Source organism: Paracoccus haematequi (assembly GCF_900631945.1).
In the GTDB taxonomy this organism is placed as follows: domain Bacteria; phylum Pseudomonadota; class Alphaproteobacteria; order Rhodobacterales; family Rhodobacteraceae; genus Paracoccus; species Paracoccus haematequi_A.
On sequence record NZ_UZWE01000028.1, the window covers coordinates 29,122 to 50,114 of the forward strand.

20 protein-coding genes and 1 pseudogene are annotated in these 20,993 nt (G+C 67.7%); 13 read left to right on the top strand and 8 right to left on the bottom strand.

The window, feature by feature from the left end:
- Positions 1–2 precede the first annotated feature (2 nt).
- The 8 genes from PARHAE_RS08195 (at position 3) to PARHAE_RS08230 (ending at position 9,102) form a co-directional block, all read left to right on the top strand.
- A complete protein-coding gene (locus PARHAE_RS08195) occupies positions 3–866 on the top strand; it encodes a class II fructose-bisphosphate aldolase (protein ID WP_126154123.1) in 864 nt (287 codons plus the stop codon).
- A gap of 10 nt (positions 867–876) precedes the next feature.
- A complete protein-coding gene (locus PARHAE_RS08200) occupies positions 877–1,545 on the top strand; it encodes a 2-oxo acid dehydrogenase subunit E2 (RefSeq protein WP_206436897.1) in 669 nt (222 codons plus the stop codon).
- 65 nt (positions 1,546–1,610) lie between these two features.
- The gene (locus tag PARHAE_RS08205) at positions 1,611–2,591 is read left to right on the top strand and encodes a substrate-binding domain-containing protein (RefSeq protein WP_126154125.1); all 981 of its coding nucleotides are present in this window, start codon (positions 1,611–1,613) and stop codon (positions 2,589–2,591) included.
- Positions 2,592–2,663: 72 nt separating this feature from the next.
- Positions 2,664–4,193, top strand: a complete 1,530-nt coding sequence (locus PARHAE_RS08210) for a sugar ABC transporter ATP-binding protein (protein WP_126154126.1) — start codon at positions 2,664–2,666, stop codon at positions 4,191–4,193.
- Between the two features lie 12 nt (positions 4,194–4,205).
- Positions 4,206–5,198: an ABC transporter permease gene (locus PARHAE_RS08215; RefSeq protein ID WP_126154127.1), complete on the top strand. Its 993-nt coding sequence runs from the start codon at positions 4,206–4,208 to the stop codon at positions 5,196–5,198.
- A gap of 25 nt (positions 5,199–5,223) precedes the next feature.
- On the top strand, positions 5,224–6,690 hold the full coding sequence (locus tag PARHAE_RS08220) for an iron-containing alcohol dehydrogenase (RefSeq protein ID WP_126154128.1): 1,467 nt from the start codon (positions 5,224–5,226) through the stop codon (positions 6,688–6,690).
- Positions 6,690–8,207, top strand: coding sequence for a xylulokinase (locus tag PARHAE_RS08225; RefSeq protein WP_126154129.1), 1,518 nt, complete (start codon positions 6,690–6,692; stop codon positions 8,205–8,207). Before PARHAE_RS08220 ends, PARHAE_RS08225 begins: the two co-directional genes overlap by 1 nt.
- Complete coding sequence (locus tag PARHAE_RS08230) at positions 8,194–9,102, top strand: HAD-IIA family hydrolase (protein ID WP_126154130.1); 909 nt, start codon at positions 8,194–8,196, stop codon at positions 9,100–9,102. The genes PARHAE_RS08225 and PARHAE_RS08230 overlap by 14 nt, the downstream gene beginning before the upstream one ends.
- 129 nt (positions 9,103–9,231) lie before the next feature.
- Here the strand turns inward: PARHAE_RS08230 and PARHAE_RS08235 are convergent.
- The 6 genes and pseudogenes from PARHAE_RS08235 to PARHAE_RS08260 form a co-directional block, all read right to left on the bottom strand.
- Positions 9,232–9,871: pseudogene (locus PARHAE_RS08235) on the bottom strand (IS5 family transposase).
- Positions 9,868–10,005 (bottom strand): hypothetical protein, encoded by a 138-nt coding sequence (locus PARHAE_RS21580; protein ID WP_241232723.1) that lies wholly within the window; start codon positions 10,003–10,005, stop codon positions 9,868–9,870. The pseudogene PARHAE_RS08235 and the gene PARHAE_RS21580 overlap by 4 nt, the downstream one beginning before the upstream one ends.
- Entirely contained in the window at positions 10,002–10,142 is a 141-nt protein-coding gene (locus tag PARHAE_RS21585) for a DUF2000 family protein (RefSeq protein WP_241232724.1), read from the bottom strand. The genes PARHAE_RS21580 and PARHAE_RS21585 overlap by 4 nt, the downstream gene beginning before the upstream one ends.
- Before the next feature lie 459 nt (positions 10,143–10,601).
- Entirely contained in the window at positions 10,602–10,997 is a 396-nt protein-coding gene (locus PARHAE_RS21590; protein WP_126154132.1) for an AraC family ligand binding domain-containing protein, read from the bottom strand.
- Between the two features lie 101 nt (positions 10,998–11,098).
- Positions 11,099–12,355 (bottom strand): lytic murein transglycosylase, encoded by a 1,257-nt coding sequence (locus tag PARHAE_RS08255; RefSeq protein WP_126154133.1) that lies wholly within the window; start codon positions 12,353–12,355, stop codon positions 11,099–11,101.
- A gap of 84 nt (positions 12,356–12,439) precedes the next feature.
- On the bottom strand, positions 12,440–12,775 hold the full coding sequence (locus PARHAE_RS08260) for a hypothetical protein (RefSeq protein ID WP_126154134.1): 336 nt from the start codon (positions 12,773–12,775) through the stop codon (positions 12,440–12,442).
- 81 nt (positions 12,776–12,856) lie between these two features.
- Between PARHAE_RS08260 and PARHAE_RS08265 the strand changes: the two genes are divergently transcribed.
- Positions 12,857–13,333 carry a YbaK/EbsC family protein gene (locus tag PARHAE_RS08265; RefSeq protein ID WP_126154135.1) on the top strand — a complete coding sequence of 159 codons (477 nt, stop codon included), beginning with the start codon at positions 12,857–12,859 and terminating at the stop codon, positions 13,331–13,333.
- 6 nt (positions 13,334–13,339) lie between these two features.
- Here PARHAE_RS08265 and PARHAE_RS08270 read toward each other — a convergent pair whose 3' ends face one another.
- Positions 13,340–13,642: a hypothetical protein gene (locus PARHAE_RS08270; RefSeq protein ID WP_126154136.1), complete on the bottom strand. Its 303-nt coding sequence runs from the start codon at positions 13,640–13,642 to the stop codon at positions 13,340–13,342.
- Between the two features lie 22 nt (positions 13,643–13,664).
- Positions 13,665–14,453 carry an alpha/beta hydrolase gene (locus tag PARHAE_RS08275; RefSeq protein WP_126154137.1) on the bottom strand — a complete coding sequence of 263 codons (789 nt, stop codon included), beginning with the start codon at positions 14,451–14,453 and terminating at the stop codon, positions 13,665–13,667.
- 61 nt (positions 14,454–14,514) lie between these two features.
- On the opposite strand from PARHAE_RS08275, the gene kynU reads away from it, so the two are divergent.
- The 4 genes from kynU to PARHAE_RS08295 all read left to right on the top strand — a co-directional run bounded on the left by kynU (position 14,515) and on the right by PARHAE_RS08295 (position 20,978).
- Complete coding sequence (gene kynU, locus PARHAE_RS08280) at positions 14,515–15,702, top strand: kynureninase (RefSeq protein WP_126154138.1); 1,188 nt, start codon at positions 14,515–14,517, stop codon at positions 15,700–15,702.
- A gap of 142 nt (positions 15,703–15,844) precedes the next feature.
- Positions 15,845–16,831, top strand: coding sequence for an efflux RND transporter periplasmic adaptor subunit (locus tag PARHAE_RS08285; RefSeq protein ID WP_241232725.1), 987 nt, complete (start codon positions 15,845–15,847; stop codon positions 16,829–16,831).
- A complete protein-coding gene (locus tag PARHAE_RS08290) occupies positions 16,828–17,931 on the top strand; it encodes an efflux RND transporter periplasmic adaptor subunit (RefSeq protein WP_126154140.1) in 1,104 nt (367 codons plus the stop codon). The genes PARHAE_RS08285 and PARHAE_RS08290 overlap by 4 nt, the downstream gene beginning before the upstream one ends.
- Positions 17,928–20,978 carry an efflux RND transporter permease subunit gene (locus PARHAE_RS08295; RefSeq protein WP_126154141.1) on the top strand — a complete coding sequence of 1,017 codons (3,051 nt, stop codon included), beginning with the start codon at positions 17,928–17,930 and terminating at the stop codon, positions 20,976–20,978. The genes PARHAE_RS08290 and PARHAE_RS08295 overlap by 4 nt, the downstream gene beginning before the upstream one ends.
- The last annotated feature ends 15 nt before the right edge of the window (positions 20,979–20,993 follow it).

The window sequence follows — 20,993 nt, forward strand, 5'->3', positions numbered from 1 at the left end:
CAATGACGCCCCAAGCCAATCCCCGCGACCTGATCGAGAACGCGCGCAAAGGCGGCTATGCCGTCGGCGCCTACAACATGCACAACGAGGAGACGACCGAGGCCCTGGTCTGGGCCGCCGAACGCTCGGACAGCCCCGTGTTCCTGCAGGTCGGCCGCGCAATCATCCCGCATATGGGCGTGGCCCGCGCCTTCGAGATGACGCGCCGCGTCGCCGAACGGTCAAACGCGCGCTATGTGATCCATCTGGACCACGGCTCCTGGGATGAGGTGATGGAGGCGATCCGCCTGGGCTTCACCTCGGTCATGTATGACGGCGCGCATCTGCCCTTCGAGGAGAACATCGCCACAACCCGCAAGGTGGTCGAGATCGCCCATGCCCTCGGCGTCCCGGTCGAGGCGGAACTGGGCAAGATCCCGGATGCCGGCCAGAACGTGAACTGGGAGGATTACTACACCAATGTCGAGGAGGCACGCCGCTTTGTCGCCGAGACAGGGGTGGATTACCTCGCGATCTCGGTTGGGATCGTGCATGGCGTGATCCCGGATCTGCCCGAAAAGCCCATCAACATCCAGCGCATCCGCGAGATCAAGGCCGCGACCGGCATCCCGCTGGTCCTGCACGGGGCCTCGGGCCTGACCGACCGCGAGGTGCAGGAGGCCAAGGCTGCGGGCGTGCACAAGTTCAACGCCGATACCGACCTGCGCCACGCCTTCCGCAAGGGGCTGGAATCGGTCTTTGCCCAGGGCGACCGCCAGCTGGAGGAGGCGATGGCCGAAGGTCGCGCCCGCATGATCGACGCAACGATGGAAAAGATGCGCCAATATGGCTGCGCAGGCAAGGCCGCGTCGGCGCTGGCGGCCTGAGGCAATGGCAATGGATGACAGCATGATCGTCGATCCCCAGCCCCGCCTGCGCGAACTGGGAAAGACCGAAAAGCTGATGGTGCGGGCCATGAACGCGGCCTGGGCCGCGCCCATGTTCGCCGTCACGGTCGAGGTGGACATGACCGCCGCCACGGCGCGCCGCAGCCCGGGCGTGACGCTGACCGACGTGATCCTGGCCGATTGCGCGGCCACCCTGCGCGGCCATCCCGCATTGAACGCGCATTGGCAGGATGGCGGCGTGGCGGAATACGACCGGGTGAACCTGGGGCTGGCCGTCGCCTCCGAGAAGGGGCTGACGGTGCCGGTGATCCACGGCGCCGACGGGCTGTCGCTGGAGGAAATCGCCCAAAGTCGCAAGACCCTGGTCGAGCGGGTCCGCGCCGGGCGCATCGGCATCGCGCAGGTGATGGGAGGCACCTTCACCGTCTCGAATCTGGGGATGTTCGGTGTCACCCGCTTTACCGCCATCATCAACCCGCCGCAGGTCGCGATCCTGGCCGTGGGCGGAACGATCCAGCGCCACGTCTGGAATGGCGGCGATCCGCAATGGCGCCCGATGGCCGAATTCACGCTGACCAGCGATCACCGTGCCGTCGACGGCGCGCGCGCGGCGGCGTTCCTTGCCGACCTCAGGCAGCGGCTGGAGACCGCTGCCTGAGCGCCTATCCCGCGCCCCGCACCGGGCGCGGCAACCGACACGACCAAGCAGAGGAGGCACTGGTCATGACGAATTTCCCCATTTCCCGCCGCATGGCATCCCGCCTGATGGGCACGGCCTGCGCCCTTGCGCTTCTGCCGATAACGGCAGCGGCGCAGGACAAGCCGGTCATCGGCGTCTCGGTCGCCGATCAGCGCTCACTCTTCTACATTGCGGCAGTGGACGGGATGCGCGCCGCCGCCGAGAAGGCCGGCTACGAGCTGAACGTGCAATCGGCGTCCAACAACTCGCGGCAGCAGATCGACCAGATCAACAACCTTCTGGTGCAGCAGATCGGCGCGCTGATCTTCATCTCGCAGGGCAGCACTGCGGCGGCGGCCGGTGTGCGCGCGGCCAATGACGCCGGCGTTCCGGTCGTGGCCGTGGACCAGCGCCCCGAGTCGGGCGACGGCCAGCTGGACACCTTCATCGCCACGGACAGCGTCGGCGCGGCGCGCGAGCTGTGCACATGGCTCTTCGATCAGATCGGAAATGAGGGCAAGATCGCCGTCCTGCAGGGCGTCTTGGGCTCGACGGCCGAGCAACAGCGCAGCCAAGGCTGCAACGAGGCCATCGAGGCGACCCCCGGAATCGAGGTCGTCGCGACCCAGGCCGCGAACTGGGACGAGAACGAGGCCTATCGCGCGACGCAGAACATCCTGACCTCGCAGCCCGACATCAAGGCGATCTTCGCCCAGAGCGACGCGATGTCGCTTGGCGCGGCCAAGGCGGCGCGGCAAGCGGGACGCGATGACCTGATCTCGGTCGGGATCGACGGATTCCCGACACAGCTGGCCGCGATCCGCGAGGGACTGACCCAGGCCACCATGGCGCAGATCCCCTATCGGATGGGCGAAATGGCCGTCGCCGATGCGATCCGCATCATGACGGGCGAGGGCGGCGACATCCCGGCCGAGCAGTATCAGGACGCGGTGCTCATCACCTCGGAGAACGTGGGCGAGTTCAAGCCGTCGGACTTCTATGGTCCTGCCGCCGACAAGATGTAGGCCGCCGCGCCGACCCGCCGTCGGCCGGCTCGCCCGGCCGACGTCCCCGCCCGCCTTCTGAAAGGAGCCACCATGCTGGACGCCGCCCCCCAGACCAGCGGCCTGATCTGCCGCAATCTTTCCAAGGCCTTCGGGCCGGTGAAGGTCTTGCGCAATATCGATCTTGCGCTGCAGCCCGGATCGGTGTTGGGCCTCATCGGCGAGAACGGCGCAGGCAAATCGACCTTCAACAACATCATCGCGGGCGTCCTGTCCCCCACCGAGGGCCAGATTTGGCTGGACGGGACGCCTTATCGGCCCCATTCCCCCTGGGACGCGCTGGATCGGGGCGTGGCGCTGATCCACCAGGAAATCCGGCTGCTGCCCGGTCTGTCCGTGGCCGAGAACCTGTTCCTCGCCCGCCAGCCCGTCCGTGGCGGCCGCGTCGATCGCGCCGCGATGGTCGAGGAAAGCGCGGCGATCCTTGCCAGCCTTGGCGTTCATCTGGACCCGCGCCGCCCGGTGCGCGGTCTGTCAACGGCCACCCAGCAGAGCATCGAGATCGCCAAGGCCCTGCTGCGCGAGCCGCGCTATGTCATCTTCGACGAGCCGACCGCTTCGCTGGGGGAAAGCGATGCCGAGTTGATCTTCGAGCAGATCGACCGGCTGCGGGCAGGCGGGACCGGAATCATCTACGTTTCGCACCGGCTGGACGAGATCGGCCGCCTTGCCGACAGCGTCGTCTGCTTCCGTGATGGACAGAAGGTCGCGGACTGGCCGACCGCGCCCGTCCCGAAGCAGGATCTCATCGACGCGATGGTCGGCCGTGCCTTCGTCTTCCAGCACCATGCGCCCAAACCCCCCAGCTCCAAGGTCGTGTTGAGTGTCCGGGGACTGACCCGCGCGGACGCCTTCCGCGACATCAGCTTCGATTTGCACGAGGGCGAGATCCTGGGCTTTGCCGGCCTGGTCGGCGCGCGACGGACCGATGTGGTGCGGGCGCTGGCAGGCGCCGACCGCGCGGATGCGGGCGAGGTGCGGCTGGACGGGGCGCCGGTGGCGCTTGGCAGCCCCCGCGCCGCGATCGACGCGGGTATCGTCATGGTCCCCGAGGATCGCAAGGGGTTGGGACTGAACCTCGACCGCTCGGCCTCGGCCAACATTACTCTGCCGTGGGAAGCGGGACTGGCGCGCGGCGGGCTGATCCGCCCCCGCGATGTCGAGAGCCTGGGCCGCGAGCAGCGCAGCCGCTTCGACATTCGCGGCCGGATGGAACTGCCGGTCAGCGCCATGTCGGGCGGCAACCAGCAGAAGGTTCTTCTGGCCAAGTGGCTGGTGCGCGACCCCCGTGTCTTCATCGTGGACGAGCCGACTCGCGGCGTCGATGTCGGTGCCAAGATGGCAATTTACCAGATCATCCGCGACCTTGCCGCCAGCGGCATCGCCGTGATCGTCGTCTCGTCCGAACTCGAGGAGGTGCTGGGTCTCTCGCACCGTGTTCTCGTCATGTCCGAGGGGCGCCAGACCGGCATTCTCGACCGCCATGAGGCGACCCCGCCGCGCGTCATGGCGCTGGCCGTCGGCGACCGGACCGGCGCCGAGATCCTGCAACCGACCGGCTGAGAAGGAACACCCATGTCCGACCTGAACCACTCTCCCCGCGTCTCGGCCGCCCCCAGGCTCGGCGAGGGTCCGAGCCCGCTGAAGCGCGCCGTCGCCGCCGTGCCCGGCCCGCTCTGGGGGCTGTTGCTGGTCTGCGCGGTCTTCGCCTGGCTGTCGCCCTATTTCCTGACCTCACGCAACCTCATCAACATCTTCAGCCAGGTTTCCGAGATCGGTATCATGGCGGCCGGGGCCGCGCTGGTCATCATCATCGGCGGGATCGACCTGTCGGTCGGCGCGGTGCTGGCGGTTAGCTTGATGGTGAATGCCTGGCTTTACCGGGATTTCGGCCTGCCCTTCGGCCTCTCGGCGCTGGCGGGTCTAGGCGTCGGTGCCTTCGTCGGGCTGATCAACGGCGTTCTGTCCACCTATGGCCGCATCCAGCCCTTCGTGGCGACGCTGGCGACCATGTCCGCCTGCTCGGGCATCGCGCTGTTCATTACCAACGGCGCGCCGATCACCGGCTTTCCCGAATGGTTCACCAACCTCTCTCGGATCCGCCTGTTCGGAATACCGCTGGAGATGATCCTGCTCTTTGCCGTCTACTTGGCAGTCGCATTCTGGCTGCACTTCCGCCCCACGGGCCGCTCGCTCTATGCCATCGGCGGCAATGAAGAGGTCGCGCGCCTGTCGGGCATCCGCACCCGCCGTGTCAAGGTGCTGGTCTATGTCATCGCCGGCACGCTGGCCGCGCTGGCCGGGCTGATCCTGGGATCGCGGCTGGACTCGGCCCATCCAACGGCCGGCATCGCCGATCTTCTGTCGGTCATCGCGGTCGTCGTCATCGGAGGGGCCAGTCTGGCCGGCGGTTCGGGCGGGATGCTGGGCACCTTCATAGGGCTTCTAATCATCGGCGTGCTGCAGAACGGGATGGCCTTGCTGAACGTCTCGCCAAATCTGCAGCCGGTCGTGATCGGCGTCGCGATCATCCTAGCGGTCATGCTGGACCGCAAATCCAAGATCTGACACCCACCTGAGGAAAGGCTGACCCATGGCCCTCGATCTTGCGCTCAGCGATCTGTCGCATCTGGACCGCATCCGCCGGGTGCTGGCCGAGAACGATCCCAACGGCCAGTTCGCCGCGTTGAACATGGCCGAGGTGCATGTCTCGGAAAACGCGCTGGACCTTCTGCCCGAAGTGCTGGCCCGCCATCTGACTGCGGCCGGTCGCACACCCGGCCCCGGCACGCGCGTCTGCATCGTGGTCGATCCGGTGCTGATCCTGCGGCAGGGCGCGGATCTCAAGGCAATGGTGCAGGAACTGATCGGTGCCCATCATCACGCCGTTCGTGTCGTGATGGATGATGGCCATCCGATCCTGCATGCGGACGAGAAGGTGCTGGACGCCGCCGCCGCCGCCTGCGCCGGCGCGGATGCCATCGTCTCTGTCGGAGGCGGGACCATCACGGATGTCGCCAAGATCGCGGCCGAGCGGGCAGGCGTGCCGGTCCATGTGGTGATCCAGACCGCCGCCTCGGTCGACGGCTTCACCGACAATTTTGCGGTCGTCCTGCAGAACGGCGTCAAGACGACGCTGCCCTCGCGCTGGCCCGAGGCAGTGCTGACCGACACGCAGGTTATCGCCGCGGCGCCGCAATACCTCAATGCCTCGGGCTTCGGCGAGCTTCTGTCGATGTATTCCGCCCCGGGCGACTGGTTCCTTGCGGCCCGAATGGGCATGGACAAGCGCTTCGCGCCCGTGCTGCTAGACATGCTGGCCCTCTGCGGCGAAGGGGTCGAGGACTGGTCCGCCGGCGTCGGCCGTGCCGACCCCGATGCCTGCGCCCGGCTGGCGACTGCGTTGGCGATGCGCGGGATCGTGACGGGGGTGGGGGGCACCACCGCCTCGCTCTCGGGGATGGAGCATCTGGTCAGTCACATGCTGGACATGGTGAACGGAGAGCTTCATGCCCCGACCGGGCTTCACGGCGCGCAGGTCGGCGTCGGCTCGGTCATCCGCGCTGCCGCATGGGAAGAGTTCCGGGACCGTGTCGCGCGGGACGGGCTGCCCGTTGCGCGGCTGTTCCAGGACCCTGCAAGTGCCGAGCCCGCGCTGCGGGACGCTTTTGCCTGGCTGGATCCGAAGGGCCGCATTGGCGGCGAATGCTGGTCGCGCTACCGCGCCAAGCTGGATCTGTGGCACGCCGCCCACCCGCAGGTCGAGGCCGCCTTCGCCGATTGGGACGCACTGACGGCGGAGCATGACCGGCTTTGCTTTGGCGCTGGTGCCATCGCGCGTTATCTGCATCGGGCAGGCGCGCCGATGCGCTTTGCCGATCTCGAGCCTGCGCCCTCGGCCGAGCGTATCCATTGGGTCACCGGCAATTGCCAGTTCATGCGCGAACGTTTCACGGTCGCCGACCTTCTGCTTCTGGCGGGTTGGTGGACGGATGCGGATGTCGCCCGCGTGCTGGACCGTGCCGAAGCCGCTTGTGCCGCCGCCGAAAGGGGGGCCTGATGGGCGACCTGGTCCTGGCGGTCGATTGTTCGACGACGGCCGCCAAGGCGGTGGTCTGGGACATGTCGGGGCGCGCCGTCAGCATGGGGCGCGAGGGGTTCGCCCATTCCGCCCCCCATCCCGGCTGGGGCGAACAGGACCCCACCGATTGGTGGTCGGCCACCGTTACTGCCATCGGCAAGGCTTGCCGCCAGATCGACACGTCGCGCCTGGCGGCCCTGGCGATCACCCATCAGCGCGAGACCTTCGCCTGCCTCGACCGCGCGGGCAACGCGCTGCGCCCGGCGATGCTGTGGCTGGACACCCGCGCTACGGCAGAGGTCGACCGCTTTGGCAGCGACGCGACCCATGCCGCCACGGGCAAGCCCCCCAACACGGCCACCAGCTGGTTCAAGCTGAAATGGCTGCAGCAGCACGAACCCCGGACCCTGGAGGCGACGGACAAGGTCGTCGACGTGCATTCCTATCTGGTCCACCGCCTGACCGGGGAATGGGCGACCTCCTGGGGCAGCGTCGATCCGCTTGGCGTGTTGGACATGCGCCGCTTTGCGTTGGACGACAAGCTGATCGGCGATGTGGGCCTGGACCTTGCGCATTTCCCCGAGGTTCACGCGCCCGGCACGATCCTGGGCCGACTGGCGCCCGACATCGCGGCGCTGCTGGGCCTGACGCCGGGCCTGCCGGTGGTGGCGGGCCTGGGCGACGGGCAGGCGGCGGGACTGGGCGCGGGCATCACCCGTCCGGGCGAGGCCTATCTGAACCTGGGGACCGGCATCGTGTCGGGCACCTTCAGCGCCGATTACCGCACCGACCGCTGTTTCCGCACCATGACCGGCGGCATCCCCGGCACCTATCTGCTGGAGACCTTCTTCGGCGGCGGCACCTACAACATCACCTGGTTCACCGAACGCTTCTCGGATATCGGCACCCGACCCTTCGGCCTGAACCTGATCCCCGAGCAGGTTCTCGAGACCGCCGCCGCCGACCTGCCAGCCGGGTCCGAGGGGCTTCTGGCGCTGCCCTATCTGACCGGCGTCCTGACGCCCTATTGGGACAGCAATGCGCGCGGCGTACTGTTCGGCCTCAGCCCCCGGCACGGCAAGGCGCATCTGTTCCGCGCCACCCTTGAGGGCCTGGCACTGGAGCAGCGCCTGTCCACCGTCGGCGCCGAAGATGCGATCGGCGCGAGGACCGACCGATTCCTGCTGATGGGCGGGGGCACGCGCAGCGCGTTGTGGTGCCAGATCATCGCCGATGTCCTGGAGCGCCCCATCGAGATCGCCCGTGAGGCCGAGGCGACCTGCCTCGGAGCGGGGATGCTGGCCGCAACGGGGGCGGGGCTTTTCACCGACGCGGCCGAGGCCGCCTCGGCCATGAGCGCCACGGGCCGCGTCTACCACCCTGACCCGCGCGAAAGCGCCCGCTATTCGGAACTGTTCGACATCTATCGCAGCCTCTACCCTGCGCTGCGCCAGCAGTTCGGCCGCCTCAAGGAATTTCAGCATGAACCCGCCTGATCTTGCCATCGAAGACCGTTATGCCTCGCTGTCGCTGGACCAAGCCTGGACACGCTATGAATCCATCCGGGACCGTCTGCCCCCGGCCGCGCGTCGGGGCCGGATGCGGACGGCCGCACGGCTCCTGGACGTGGCGCAGGACTATGACGGGTTTCTCTTCGACAGCTTCGGCGTCCTGAATGTCGGCGAGACGGTCATTCCTGGCGCGGCGGAATGCCTGCGTGACCTGCGCGCAAGAGGCAAGCGGTTCTGCATCCTGACCAACGCGGCAAGTTACGGAGTGGACACGGCCTTGGCCAAATATCGGCGGATGGGGCTGGACGTGCGCGCAGACGAGGTCGTCTCCAGCCGCGATGTCGCTTTCGCGCATCTCTCGGGACGGGGCTGGGCCGCCATCGCGGCATCTGGCGACGGGTTCGAGGATGCGCCGGCTCCCCTGACCGACCTGTTGGCGATCACCGACTGGGACACGCCCGACGGATTCGTCTTCCTGTCCTCGATCCGTTGGAACGCCGGGCTTCAGGACCGGCTGATAGCCAGCCTTCACCGGCGGCCCCGGCCCGTCATCATCGGCAACCCCGACTTGGTTGCCCCGCGCGAAGGTGGGCTCAGCCTCGAACCGGGCTTCTGGGGGCATGACCTGCAGGACCGGACCGGCATCGTGCCACGTTTCTTCGGCAAACCCTATCGCGAAGCCTTCGATGCCGGCCTCGCCCGCCTGAGCGGCCGCGTCGCAATGGTGGGTGACACGCTGCACACCGACATCCTGGGCGGGATGGACGTGGGCTGCGACACGATCTTAGTGACGCATTATGGAATTTTGGTCGGCTGTGAGGTCGGCGCGCTGATCGCTCAGAGCGGCATCCTTCCCGACCTGATCCTTCCCTCGATTTAAGTGTTAGATCAATTGGATATACACCCCTCGAAATCAACCTCCCTTCTTAATTAAGCGGATTTTCGCATGCGGCAACCTGGCGATGGCTGCAGCTCTGGACAGGCACGGTCTCCTAGAGGGCGTCTTCATTCAGGCGATCCACGCCATTGCGCAGGCAAGATCGACGAAGGCCTTGAATGACGCGAGGGTTTTCTCGCAGCGCAGGGCGATGCGGCGGAAGCGTTTGAGACGGTTGAAGAAGCACTCGACCAGATGGCGCTCCTTGTAGAGTATCCGGTCGAGCGGCCTGTTTCCGGCGCGGCTGCGGTTGCGCTTGATCTGGGCGGCGGCGCGCAGGTCATCGGCGATCAAATCGCGCAGAGCCTTGGTGTCATCATAGGCGGCATCTGCGATGACATGCCCGATATCCGCAAGGCCAGAGATCAGCCCTTCGGCCTGCGGGCTGTCGCCCTAATGGCCCGGTGTGATCTTGACCCGCACGGCATGAACCTTCGAGATGGTCGCGTCGATCAGCACGTATTCGAAGTCGGGATCGACGATCAACGCCTTGAAAAGGCGCTCCCACACTCCCGCACGGGACCAGCGGCGGAACCGGGTATAGACCGTTTTCCAGTGCCCCAGTTCCGGCGGCAGGTCGCGCCAGGGCGAGGCGCCACGCGCCAGCCACAGCACTGCATCGATGAACAGCCGATTGTCGGTGCCGCTGCGGCCCCGATCCGGCCTTGCCGGGCAACAGCGGCCCGATCCGTTCCCATTGCTCGTCAGTCAGGGTCCGCCTCGAAGGTCGAGCGCATAGGCCAGCCGGATCGGAAAATCTTCGGTGGCAAGGAACAGCGCGGGCAGATCGCCAGCGGGGGCGCCGAGAATAGGCAGGGCAACGCTGGTGATGCCGGAAAGCGTCACGCTGTCCTGCGTGGGGATCGCAGGCCCCACCAGTTCGGGGCGCACTGGCCGAGGCTCATGCCGAGGACGGCGGCGAAATTGGTCTTGAGCCCTGTGGGCAGGTCTTCGGCAAGGATGTTGACTGGCTTGAACGACATGAGAAGCGGTCCTTTTCGGAACGCTCTGCCATGGATCAGCCCGGCGAGGATTGGATTAAATTGACCTTCCTAATGCCGGAACAGCGCGCCCGGCGTTACGCCGTAATGGCGGCGGAACTGCCGGATGAGGTGCGCCTGATCGCAGAATCGGCTTCGATGGCTGCCCCTGAGGCCGGTGTGCCATCGAGCAACATCCGGCGCGCGCGATCCGCACGGGCCTGCACGATATGGGCGTGGGGCGTAAGCCCCGGCGCGCGTTTGAGGCTGCGGATCAGATAGGACGGATGCAACCCAACCTTGGCCGCAAGGCCGTCAAGAGTGACGCTTTCCCCGCTTCGACGCCGGCGGCGATGCGTTCTTGCAGGATCGCGACCGCGCGCGGTTCCTGCCCCGGTGCGCGAAGCTCAGCCCGGCCATGACGGGTGAATGCATAGGCCAGCACGCCATGCACTGCTTCCTCTATCGCCAACCGCCAGTCCGGCCGTTCAACCGTCGGGCCAGAACGTGCAAAGCCCGTGTCAACCGGAAACCATGATCACGCGGTGCAATCTCGGCAAAGCCGCGCAGATCGCGCAGGCCAAGCACGGCGCTCTCGGGAACATACAGCATGTTGTAGTGCACCCGGCCTGCGGCGGCGTGGCCCGTGTGCGGTTCTTCCGGATTCATCAGCGATAGCGAACCGGCGGGCAGCACCATGCTTTCGCCTCGACAAACGTAGCCGCCGGCTCCTTCGGCGATGGCGCCGGTCGCGAAGCCTGCATGCGCATGACGACTGAAGGTCTGCGTGCTGAAAGCCGCTTCAAACAGTTCAATGCCATGATGCCAACTCAGATGATGATAGCGGTTACGCTGCATGCCCCTTCCAAAGCGCCAGAACAGATGATTTGTGAGTGGCGGCGTCGGCCTCAAAGCGGCTCAATAAGAATGGGGCGCCCCTTCGGACGCCCCCCTTTTCATCACCGCCGCAGCTGCCCCAGCAGGATCGAGGTCGGGTATCCGTCCGGCGTCACGCCGATTGACCGCTGATAGGCCGCGACCGATTCCATCGTGGCCGATCCGAACAGCCCGTCGATCTCGCCCTGGTAGAAGCCCTTGGCGCGCAGGCGCTGCTGGATTTCCTGCCGCTCGCCCGTGGACAGCGGGCGGTCGTTTCTGGGCCACGACCCCTGGATGCCCGGACGCCCGGCGATGCGTTCGCCCAGGAAGGCCACGCCAAGCGCGTAGTTGTCGGAATTGTTGTAGCGCAGGATCGACCGGAAATTGTCCAGGATCAGGAAGGCCGGACCGTTGGCGCCGGCCGGCATGATGATCGACCCGTTGCCGCCCGGCAGCGCGCCGCTGCCGATCCGGCGTACGCCTTGCGCGGCCCAGTCCGACCGCCGTGTGCCCTTGCCGATCAGCCCCATGTTGAAGCCCGGCGGCAGCTGCACCTCGGCCCCCCAGGGCTGGCCCGGCACCCAGCCGTTGCGGCGAAGATAGTTCGCGGTCGAGGCCAGCGAATCGGTCGGATCCTCGGACCAGATGTCGCGGCGGCCGTCGCCGGTGAAATCGACCGCGTAATCCAGATAGGAGGTGGGCATGAACTGCGTGTGGCCCATCGCGCCCGCCCAGGAACCCAGCATGTGTTCGGGATCGGTATCGCCCGCCTGCAGGATCCGCAGCGCGGCGATCAGCTGGTTCTGGAACATCTCGCCCCGGCGGCCGTCATAGGCCAGCGTCGCCAGCGACGGGATGATCTGCATCTTGCCGCGATTGGCGCCGAAATTCGATTCCATCCCCCAGACGGCCAGCACGATCTCGCGCGGGACGCCATAGCGCGCCTCGATCGCCGACAGGGTGCCCGACAGCTGCGCGGCCTTCTGGCGGCCGGTGGTGACGCGCACGTCGGACACGGCGCTGTCCAGATACAGCCAGACGGGGCGGCTGAACTCGGCCTGCTTGCGGTCCAGGCGGATCACGTCGGGGTTGTAGCGGGCGATGCGCATGGCCCGGTCATAGGTCGCGGGCGACACGCCCGAGGCCAGGGCGCGCGGCCGGAAGGATTGCACGAAGCGTTGCAGCCCGGCCTCGTCCCCGGCGGATGCGGCGGGGATCGGCGCGGGGGTGACGGGACCGCCGCCCGACATGCCGCCGGGCGCGCGGTTCATCGGCGTGGCGCAGGACGCCAGCGCCCCCACCAGGGCGGTGGTCAGGAAGATGCGGGAAAAGCTCATGGGGATCGCCTGTTCGTGACTGCTTCGATTGTTGTTGTGAAGCAGCGTAACAAACCCCGTCCGCCTTGGGTAGGCCCGCGCGGGCTAATGCAGGATGTCGTCCGCGTCGCCCTCGCAGCCTTTGAAGAAGGGCTGCATCTGCGCGATGATGACCGAGTTTTCGTCCAGGGCACGCTGCATCAGGGCGCGTTCGTCCGCGTCGATCTCGTGCCCCTCGGCCAGCCGTTCCTCCAGCGTCCCGTAGCCGGTCACGTCCAGGGGCGCCAGATCCGCCTGTTTCAGGATGGCGACGGTTTCACGCACCGCCTCGGCCTCGTCCCCGCCCGCGGCATAGCAGATCAGCGCCGCGCCGGTCGATCCGGCGGGCAGGCCGTCGTCCTTGCTGCGGCCCACCTCGACCAGAAGGGTATAGACGTTCATGCGGGCCTCCGTGATGATCGGTCCTGCAACAACACGGCTGGCGCCAAAGCGCAAGACGCCTGGCGCAGGGGGACATGGAACATGAGCAAGAGCCTGGCGCGGGTCAGGACCGCCCTTGACGGGGCGGGCGTCGCGGTCGAGATCCTGGAGATGGCGGACAGCACCCGCACCGCGGTCGAGGCCGCGCAGGCGGCGGGCTGCCAGGTGGACCAGATCGCCAAGTCGATCATCTTCCGGGGCGAGGCGTCGGGCCATGCGGTCCTGTTCCTGACCGCAGGCGGCAACCGTGTCGATCCGGCAAAGGCGACGGCGGTCGCGGGCCAGCCCCTGGGCAAGGCCGACGCCGCCCTGATCCGCGAGGAAACCGGCTTCGCCATCGGCGGCGTGGCCCCGGTCGGGCATCTGAAGCCGGTGGCCGCCTTCTTCGACCCGCGCCTGCTGGAATTCGACCGCGTCTGGGCGGCTGCGGGCACGCCACGCCACATCTTCGCCATCGTCCCGCAGGTGCTGCTGGACCTGACCAGGGCGACGCTGGCGGATTTCACGGAGACCGTGTGACCCAGGTCACGTCCATGCCTTTATCCTCATGTCAACGAACGCGTCGGCCGAGAGAGAGCCAAGATCCACCTCCGGCAAGAGGATCACCAGCACATCGCGGGTGCCGTATTGCTTGCGGCGTTTCACGAATGCAGGTCCGTTGTAACGCTCGACACCTTGATCGAAAACGCTGCAACTTCCGCGATACCCCTGGTCCTCAGCGAGCCTCTCCAGGCAGATGGAAGGACAGTCCCTTGACCAGACAAGGTGACCGCACGGCACGTTTGCGCTGCCCGGACTGAAAAGGCTTTCATCGACATTCAGGCGCATCGGACAGCCTTGTCATGGCGCTTCACCCCAGCACCCGCTCCATCAGCGGACTGTCCGGGCGTTCCAGCCCCTCGATCACGTCGAAATGGTGGCGACCCGGTTCGACCACGCAGTCGGTGGCCGCGCCCAGGCCCGCCCAGATGTCGGCCAGCAGCCGGGCCTGGCGGAGGAATTCCGGCCGCTCGTTCGCGCCGACCCAGGTCGTGACGGGAATGCCGGGGCGGGGCGTCAGCAGGGCCGGGCTTTCGGATGCCGCCTGCGCCGGATCCAGCCGCAGCCTGTCGTTCATCGCCGTGCGCAGCAGCGGGCGCAGGTCCGAAATGGGCGAAATCGGGACGCATCCCGTCACCCGCGCCGCCACCGAATCGGGCAGGGTGGCGTCGTCGCAGATCATCCGCGCGGCCAGATGCCCGCCCGCCGAATGGCCGGTCAGGACGATGGGCCCGCCGATGCGCCCGGCGGCCTCGGCGATGGCGGCGGCGACCTGATGCACCATCTGCGCGATCCGGGCCTGGGGCGCCAGGGCATAGCCGGGCAGGGCCGCCGCCCAGCCGCGCGCCAAGGCGCCCTCCGCCAGATGCGACCACAGATCGGGCGTCGTCTCCATCCAGTAGCCGCCGTGGACGAAGACCATCAGGCCCCGCGCGGGTCCATCGGGGCGGAACAGGTGGCCCCGGCCCAGGGCCTTGGGCGGGTAAGCGTCGCGGAATCGGGCGGAGGCGTCCTGCCAGCGGGCAAAGAAGCCCTCGCCCTGCGGAATATGGACGGTATTGGCATAGGCGTCGTCCCAATCGGTGACGTGATACAGCATCCTGCCCTCTCTTTCGCGCAGCAAAGGCTGCTGCTAGCCTGCGGTCAAGAGGGAGAGGACCATGACCGATTTCGCCGCCACCCGTCGCGCTTTCCACCTGCCGCAGGGCATCACCTATCTGGACGGAAATTCGCTGGGACCGATGCCGGTGGCGGCCAGGGACCGCGTGGCCCGGATGATGGCCGACGAATGGTCCGAGATGCTGATCGCCGGCTGGAACAAGGCGGGCTGGTATGTCCAGCCGCGCCGCGTCGGCGACCGCATCGCCCGGCTGATCGGCGCGGGGCCGGGGCAGGTGGTGATGGGCGACACGCTGTCGATCAAGGTGTTCCAGGCGCTCAGCGCCGCGTTGCGGCTGCGCCCCGGCCGTCGGGTGATCCTGTCGGACAGCGGCAATTTCCCGTCGGATCTCTATGTCGCGCAGGGCCTGGCCCAGGCGGTCGGGGCCGAGTTGCGCGTGGTCCCGCCCGAGGATGTCGAGGCCGCGATCGCCCCCGACCTGGCCGTCCTGATGCTGACCGAGGTGGATTACCGCACCGGGCGGCGCCACGACATGGCCGCGCTGACCGCCCGCGCGCATCAGGCGGGCGCCCTGGCGGTCTGGGATCTGGCGCATTCGGCGGGGGCGGTGGATGTGGACCTGACCGGTGCGGATGCCGATTTCGCGGTGGGCTGCACCTATAAATACCTGAACGGCGGGCCGGGGGCGCCCGCCTTCATCTGGACCCATCCGCGCCATGCCGATGCCGCCCAGCCGATCCTGCAAGGCTGGATGGGCCATGACGCGCCCTTTGCCTTCGACCTGGACTATCGCCCGGCGTCGGGGATCGAGCGGATGCGCGTCGGCACCCCTCCGGTGATCGCGCTGACCGCGCTGGATGCCGCCCTGGATGTCTGGGAGGGGGTCGGCCTGGCCGATCTGCGCGCCCGGTCCATCGACCTGACCCAGGCCTTCGTCGCCGGGGTCGAGGCCCGCTGCCCGGACGTGACGCTGAACTCGCCGCGTGATCCGGCCCGTCGCGGGTCGCAGATCGGCTTTCGCCATCCCCAGGCCTATGCGGTCATGCAGGCGCTGATCGCGGCGGGCGTGGTGGGCGATTTCCGCGCCCCGGACGTGCTGCGTTTCGGCTTCGCGCCGCTGTATAACGACCTGGACGATGTGGAACGGGCGGTCGACACGCTGGCCCGCGTGTTGCGCGACGGCATCTGGGATGATGAAAAGTTTCGGCAGAAGGCCGCGGTGACGTAAAGGCAGGGGGCTTCCCTTGGCGCCGATTGTAAAGCAGACATGTGATATTTCGATAGGGCATTTGATGGGCATCTGGCGGTTGGCATGGGGTATTGCGGTTGCGGGATTGTCGGCTTTTCCGGCGGTTGCGCAAAATGCCCTGTTGCGCGTCGAGATGGTCGCGGCCCGCGAACAGCCGGTGCAGATCGACCTGCAACTGTCGGGCAGCCTGACCGCCACCGACAGCGTGCAGATGAGCTTTCGCCAGCCCGGACGCGTGACCCGCGTGCTGGTGGACGAAGGCGACCGCGTGACCAAGGGCCAGGAACTGGCGCGCCTGGATTCGGTCCAGCAGGATCAGGCCCTGCATGTGGCCCAGGCGGGTCTGGATGCCGCCCGCGCGGGACTGGCGCAAGCCCGCCTGGCCAGCGAACGGGCCAATGCCCTGCTGGCACGGGGCGTCGGCACCCGCGCCGCCCGCGACGACGCCCTGCGCGCCCTGTCCGAGGCCCAAGGCTCTGTCGAACGCGCTGAAAGCACCCTGGACCAGGCCCGCCGCGCGGTCGAGGATACGGTCATGCGGGCGCCCCAGGATGCGGTCGTCACGGCCCGCGACATGGCCCCCGGCCTGGTCGTGGGCGCCGCGCAGGCGGTCCTGACCCTGGCCACGCTGGACGGGTTGGAGGCCGTGTTCAACGCCCCCGACCATCCCGCCCTGGACAGCGCGATGGGCACGGTGGTGCGGCTGGACACCCTGGACATCGACCGCCCCCAGATGCGGGGCACCGTGTCCGAGATTTCGCCGCTGGTCGACCCGGCCTCGGGGACGGTGGCGATGCGGGTCCGGATCGACGATGTGGCCGCCGATACCGCGCTGCTGGGGGCGGCGGTGCGGGGGCATGTGGATATCGCCGTGGACCGGGGCATCGCGGTGCCCTGGACGGCGCTGATGCGCGACGGCGACCGGCCCGCCGTCTGGCGCGTCGATGACGACAGCCGCGTCAGCCTGGTGCCCGTGACCATCGCACAGTTCGTCGACGGCCTGGTCTATCTTTCGGACGGGATCGCTGCGGGGGATATGGTGGTCGGCGCGGGTTCTCAGCTTCTTTATCCCGGACGGCAGGTCCAGCAGGCCAAGGTCTTGCCATGATCCGGCCGACAGTCCCGCTGACCGCCTTCTTCCTGGTCCTGGCCGCGCCCGCCGGGGCGCTGGATCTGCCCCGATGGCTGGATTTCAGCTCTCATGCCGAAAATGCCGCCCCGATCCGTCCCGTCGTCTCCGAAATCGTCGAGGATCGCGGCCAGGACGCGCGGTGGATCCCCGGCGTGGTGGCGTCGCGCACGCAGGTGACGATGGCGTTCCAGACGTTGGGCCGGATGGTGTCGCGCCCCGTCGATCTGGGCGACCGGGTCCGGCAGGGCGACGTTCTGGCGAACCTTGCGGCCGAGGATCTGGAGGCGACCACCCGCGCCGCCGAGGCCGCCCTGGCCGCGGCCGAGGTTCAGCGCGACACCGCCCGCCTGACGCTGGAGCGGGTCGAGGCCCTGGCGGCCCGCAACGTCGCCAGCGCGGCGCAACTGGAACAGGCCCAACGCGCCGCCACCGCAGCCGAGGCCGGGGCTGAACAGGCGCGGTCTGCCCTGGTGCAGGCGCGCGATTCCCAAGGGTATGCGCGGATGACCGCGCCGTTTTCGGGCGTCGTCAGCGCGGTCTACGAGGCCCCCGGCAGCGTGCTGGGCGCGGGAACGCCCGTCCTGCAACTGTCGGCGGAAGACCAGCGCGAGGCGGTGATCGACCTGCCCGAATCGGCGCTTGCGGGCCTACCCGACGATGCCGTCTTCACCCTGTGGCAGCGCACCGACCCCGACCGGCAGGTGCAGGCCGTGCTGGACCGGATCGACCCCGTGGCCGACATGGCGACCCGCACCCGCAGGCTGTACCTGACCCTGCCGCCCGACGCGCCGTTCCGCCTGGGCGCGCTGATCCGCGCGCGGCTGGGCAGCGCCAGCGAACCCGCGCTGATGCTGTCCCAGGCGGCGATCTTCCTGCGCGACGGCGCCCCCCATGTCTGGCGCGTGATCCGAACCGAGGGCGGCGCCCATGTCGAGGCGGTTCCCGTCACCCCCAGCGGCGCCTTCCAGGGCCGCGTCCTGATCGGCGCGGGACTGTCCCCCGGCGACGAGGTGGTGATCCGGGGCGTCAATTCGCTGACCGACGGCCAGGCCGTCGGCGAAAGGGTCCATCCGTGAAGCGTTTCAACCTGTCCGACTGGGCGCTGAACCATCGCAGCTTCGTGTGGTTTCTGCTGATCGTCTCGCTGGTGGCGGGGACGCTCAGCTATAACAACCTGGGGCGAGAGGAAGATCCGAACTTCACCATCAAGATCATGGTGATCAGCGCCGCCCTGCCCGGCGCCACGGTGGACGAGACGCTGACCCAGGTCACCACGCGCATCGAAAAGAAGCTCGAGGAACTGGACGAGCTTTACTTCACCCGATCCGTCACCATGCCGGGCCAGGCGGTCGTCTATCTGGAACTGCTGCCCACCACGCGCGGCCCCAAGGTGCCCGAGATCTGGAAGCGCGTGCGCGAGATGATGTCCGACATCCGCCCCGAATTTCCGCAGGAATTCGCGGGCTTCCAGTTCAACGACGATTTCGGCGATGTGTTCGGCAACATCTATGCCTTCACCGCCGACGGATACAGCCCGCGCGAATTGCGCGACCGGGTGGAACGCATCCGCAAGCAGGTGGCGGGGCTGGACGCCGCCGGCAAGACCGAACTGCTGGGCGAACAGAAAGAGCAGATCTTCCTGGAATTCTCGGCCGCGCGGCTGGCGGCCCTGGGTCTCAACCAGCAGCAGGTGATCGCCACGCTGGCCCAACAGAACGCCATCCTGCCCTCGGGGGTGATCCAGGCGGGACCGGAACAGGTGCTGGTCCGCGTCGGCGGGCAGTTCGCAGACGCCCAGTCCATCGCCGCCGTCAACCTGCGGGTCGGGGAACGGTTCTTCAACCTGGGCGACGTGGCCACCGTCACCCGAGGCTACGAGGATCCGCCGCAATCGCTGTTCCGATACAACGGCAAGCCCGCCATCGGCTTGCAGGTCGGGATGCGCGACGGCGAGAACATCCTGGAATTCGGCAAGGAGCTGGACGCGCTGATGGAGCGTGTCGCGGCCGGGCTGCCCATCGGGATCGAAATGGCCAAGGTCGCCGATCAGCCGCAGGTGGTCGATCACGCGGTCGGCCATTTCGTGAAGGCCCTGGCCGAGGCCGTGCTGATCGTGCTGGTCGTCAGCTTCGTCAGCCTGGGCTTCCGCGCCGGTTTCGTCGTGACGCTGACCATCCCGCTGGTGCTGGCGATCACCTTCGTGATCCTGGAACTGTACGGCATCACCTTGCAGCGCATCTCGCTGGGGGCGCTGATCATCGCGCTTGGCCTCTTGGTCGACGACGCGATGATCGCCATCGAGACGATGATATCGCGCCTGGAAATCGGCGAATCGCTGGAAAGAGCGGCCAGCTATGCCTGGACCTCGATCGCCTTCCCGATGCTGACCGGAACGCTGGTCACGGTGGCGGGCTTCATTCCCATCGGGCTGAACAGTTCGGCGGCGGGGGAATTCACCTTTTCGCTGTTCGTGGTCATCGCGGTGTCGCTGGTCGTGTCCTGGATCGTGGCGGTGCTGTTCGCGCCGCTGTTGGGCGTGACCCTGCTGCGCCCCCATGCGGTCCACCACGAACCCCGGCCCGGCTGGCTGCGCCGCCGCTTTCACGGGCTGCTGCTGTGGTCCATGCATCACAAATGGATCGTGATCGCGGTCACGCTGGCCCTGTTCGCGCTGTCCGTCTGGGGGATGCGCTTCGTCGAACAGCAGTTCTTCCCGACCTCGGACCGGACCGAGATCCTGGTCGACATCGCGGAACGCCAGAACGCGTCGATCGCCAAGACGCGCGCGGACATGGACCGGCTGGAACAGATCCTGGCGGGCAATGACGACGTGCTGTTCTGGACATCCTATGTCGGCAGCGGGGCGCCGCGCTTCGTGCTGGCGATGGATGTGCCGACGCCAGGGCCGTATATGGGCCAGATCGTCATCCAGACCCCGGATCTGGCCGCGCGCGACCGGCTGAAGGCGCTGCTGATGGAGCGGGCGGCGCAGGATTTCGCGGGGGTCGACATCTATGTCAAGAACCTGGAAATCGGCCCTCCGGTCGGCAAGCCCGTACAGTACCGCATCAGCGCCCCCGATCCCGACGCCGCCCGCGACGCCGCGCGCGACCTTGCCGCCGTGCTGGCGAAAGAGCCGCGCCTGCGCGACATCTCGATGGACTGGAACGAACCGGCGCGGGCGGTGCGCCTGGAAATCGACCAGGACCAGGCGCGCCGTCTGGGCGTCACCACGCAAGAGGTCGCCGAAACCCTGTCGGCGCTGTTCTCGGGCACGACGATCACCCAGCTTCGCGACGACATCTTCCTGATCGACGTGGTCGGGCGCGGCGAGGCCGACGACCGCACCTCGATCGAATCGATCCGCAACCTGCAAATCCGCCTGCCCAACGGAGAGGGCACGCCGCTGGTCTCGATCGTGACGCTGGATTACGTCACCGAACAGCCGCTGATCGCGCAGCGCAACGGCCTGCCGACCGTGACCGTCAAGGCGGCGGTGTCCACCAAGGATCAGCCCGCGACCCTGGTCGACGCCTTGGCCCCGGCGGTGGCGGAATTCCAGGCTGGCCTGCCGCCCGACGTGACCATCACCGTGGGCGGCACGGTCGAGACTTCGGCCGACAGCCAGGAACCCATCGCCGCCGTGGTGCCGGTCATGCTGCTGATCATGGCGCTGCTGGTGATGGCGCAGATGCAAAGCTTCCGGCTGTCGCTGATCGTCTTTGCCGCCGCGCCGCTGGGCCTGATCGGGGTGGTCGCGGTGCTGGTGCCCTTCGGCGTGCCGATGGGCTTTGTCGCGATCCTGGGGATCCTGGCGCTGATCGGCATCCTGATCCGCAACTCGGTGATTCTGGTCCATGAGATCCAGGAACTGCTGCACAAGGGCCGCAGCCCGTGGCAGGCCGTGTTCGAGGCGTCCGACAGCCGCGCCCGGCCGATCCTGCTGACGGCGGCGGCGGCGTCGCTGGCGCTGATCCCCATTGCGCGGCAGGTGTTCTGGGGACCGATGGCCTTCGCGATGATGGGCGGCATCATCGCCGGCACGCTCATCACGCTGGTGTTCGTGCCGGCGCTCTATTGCGCAGTGATGCGGGTGAAGGCGCCGGGGGGCGAGGGGGCGTGAACCCCCCGCGTCTGT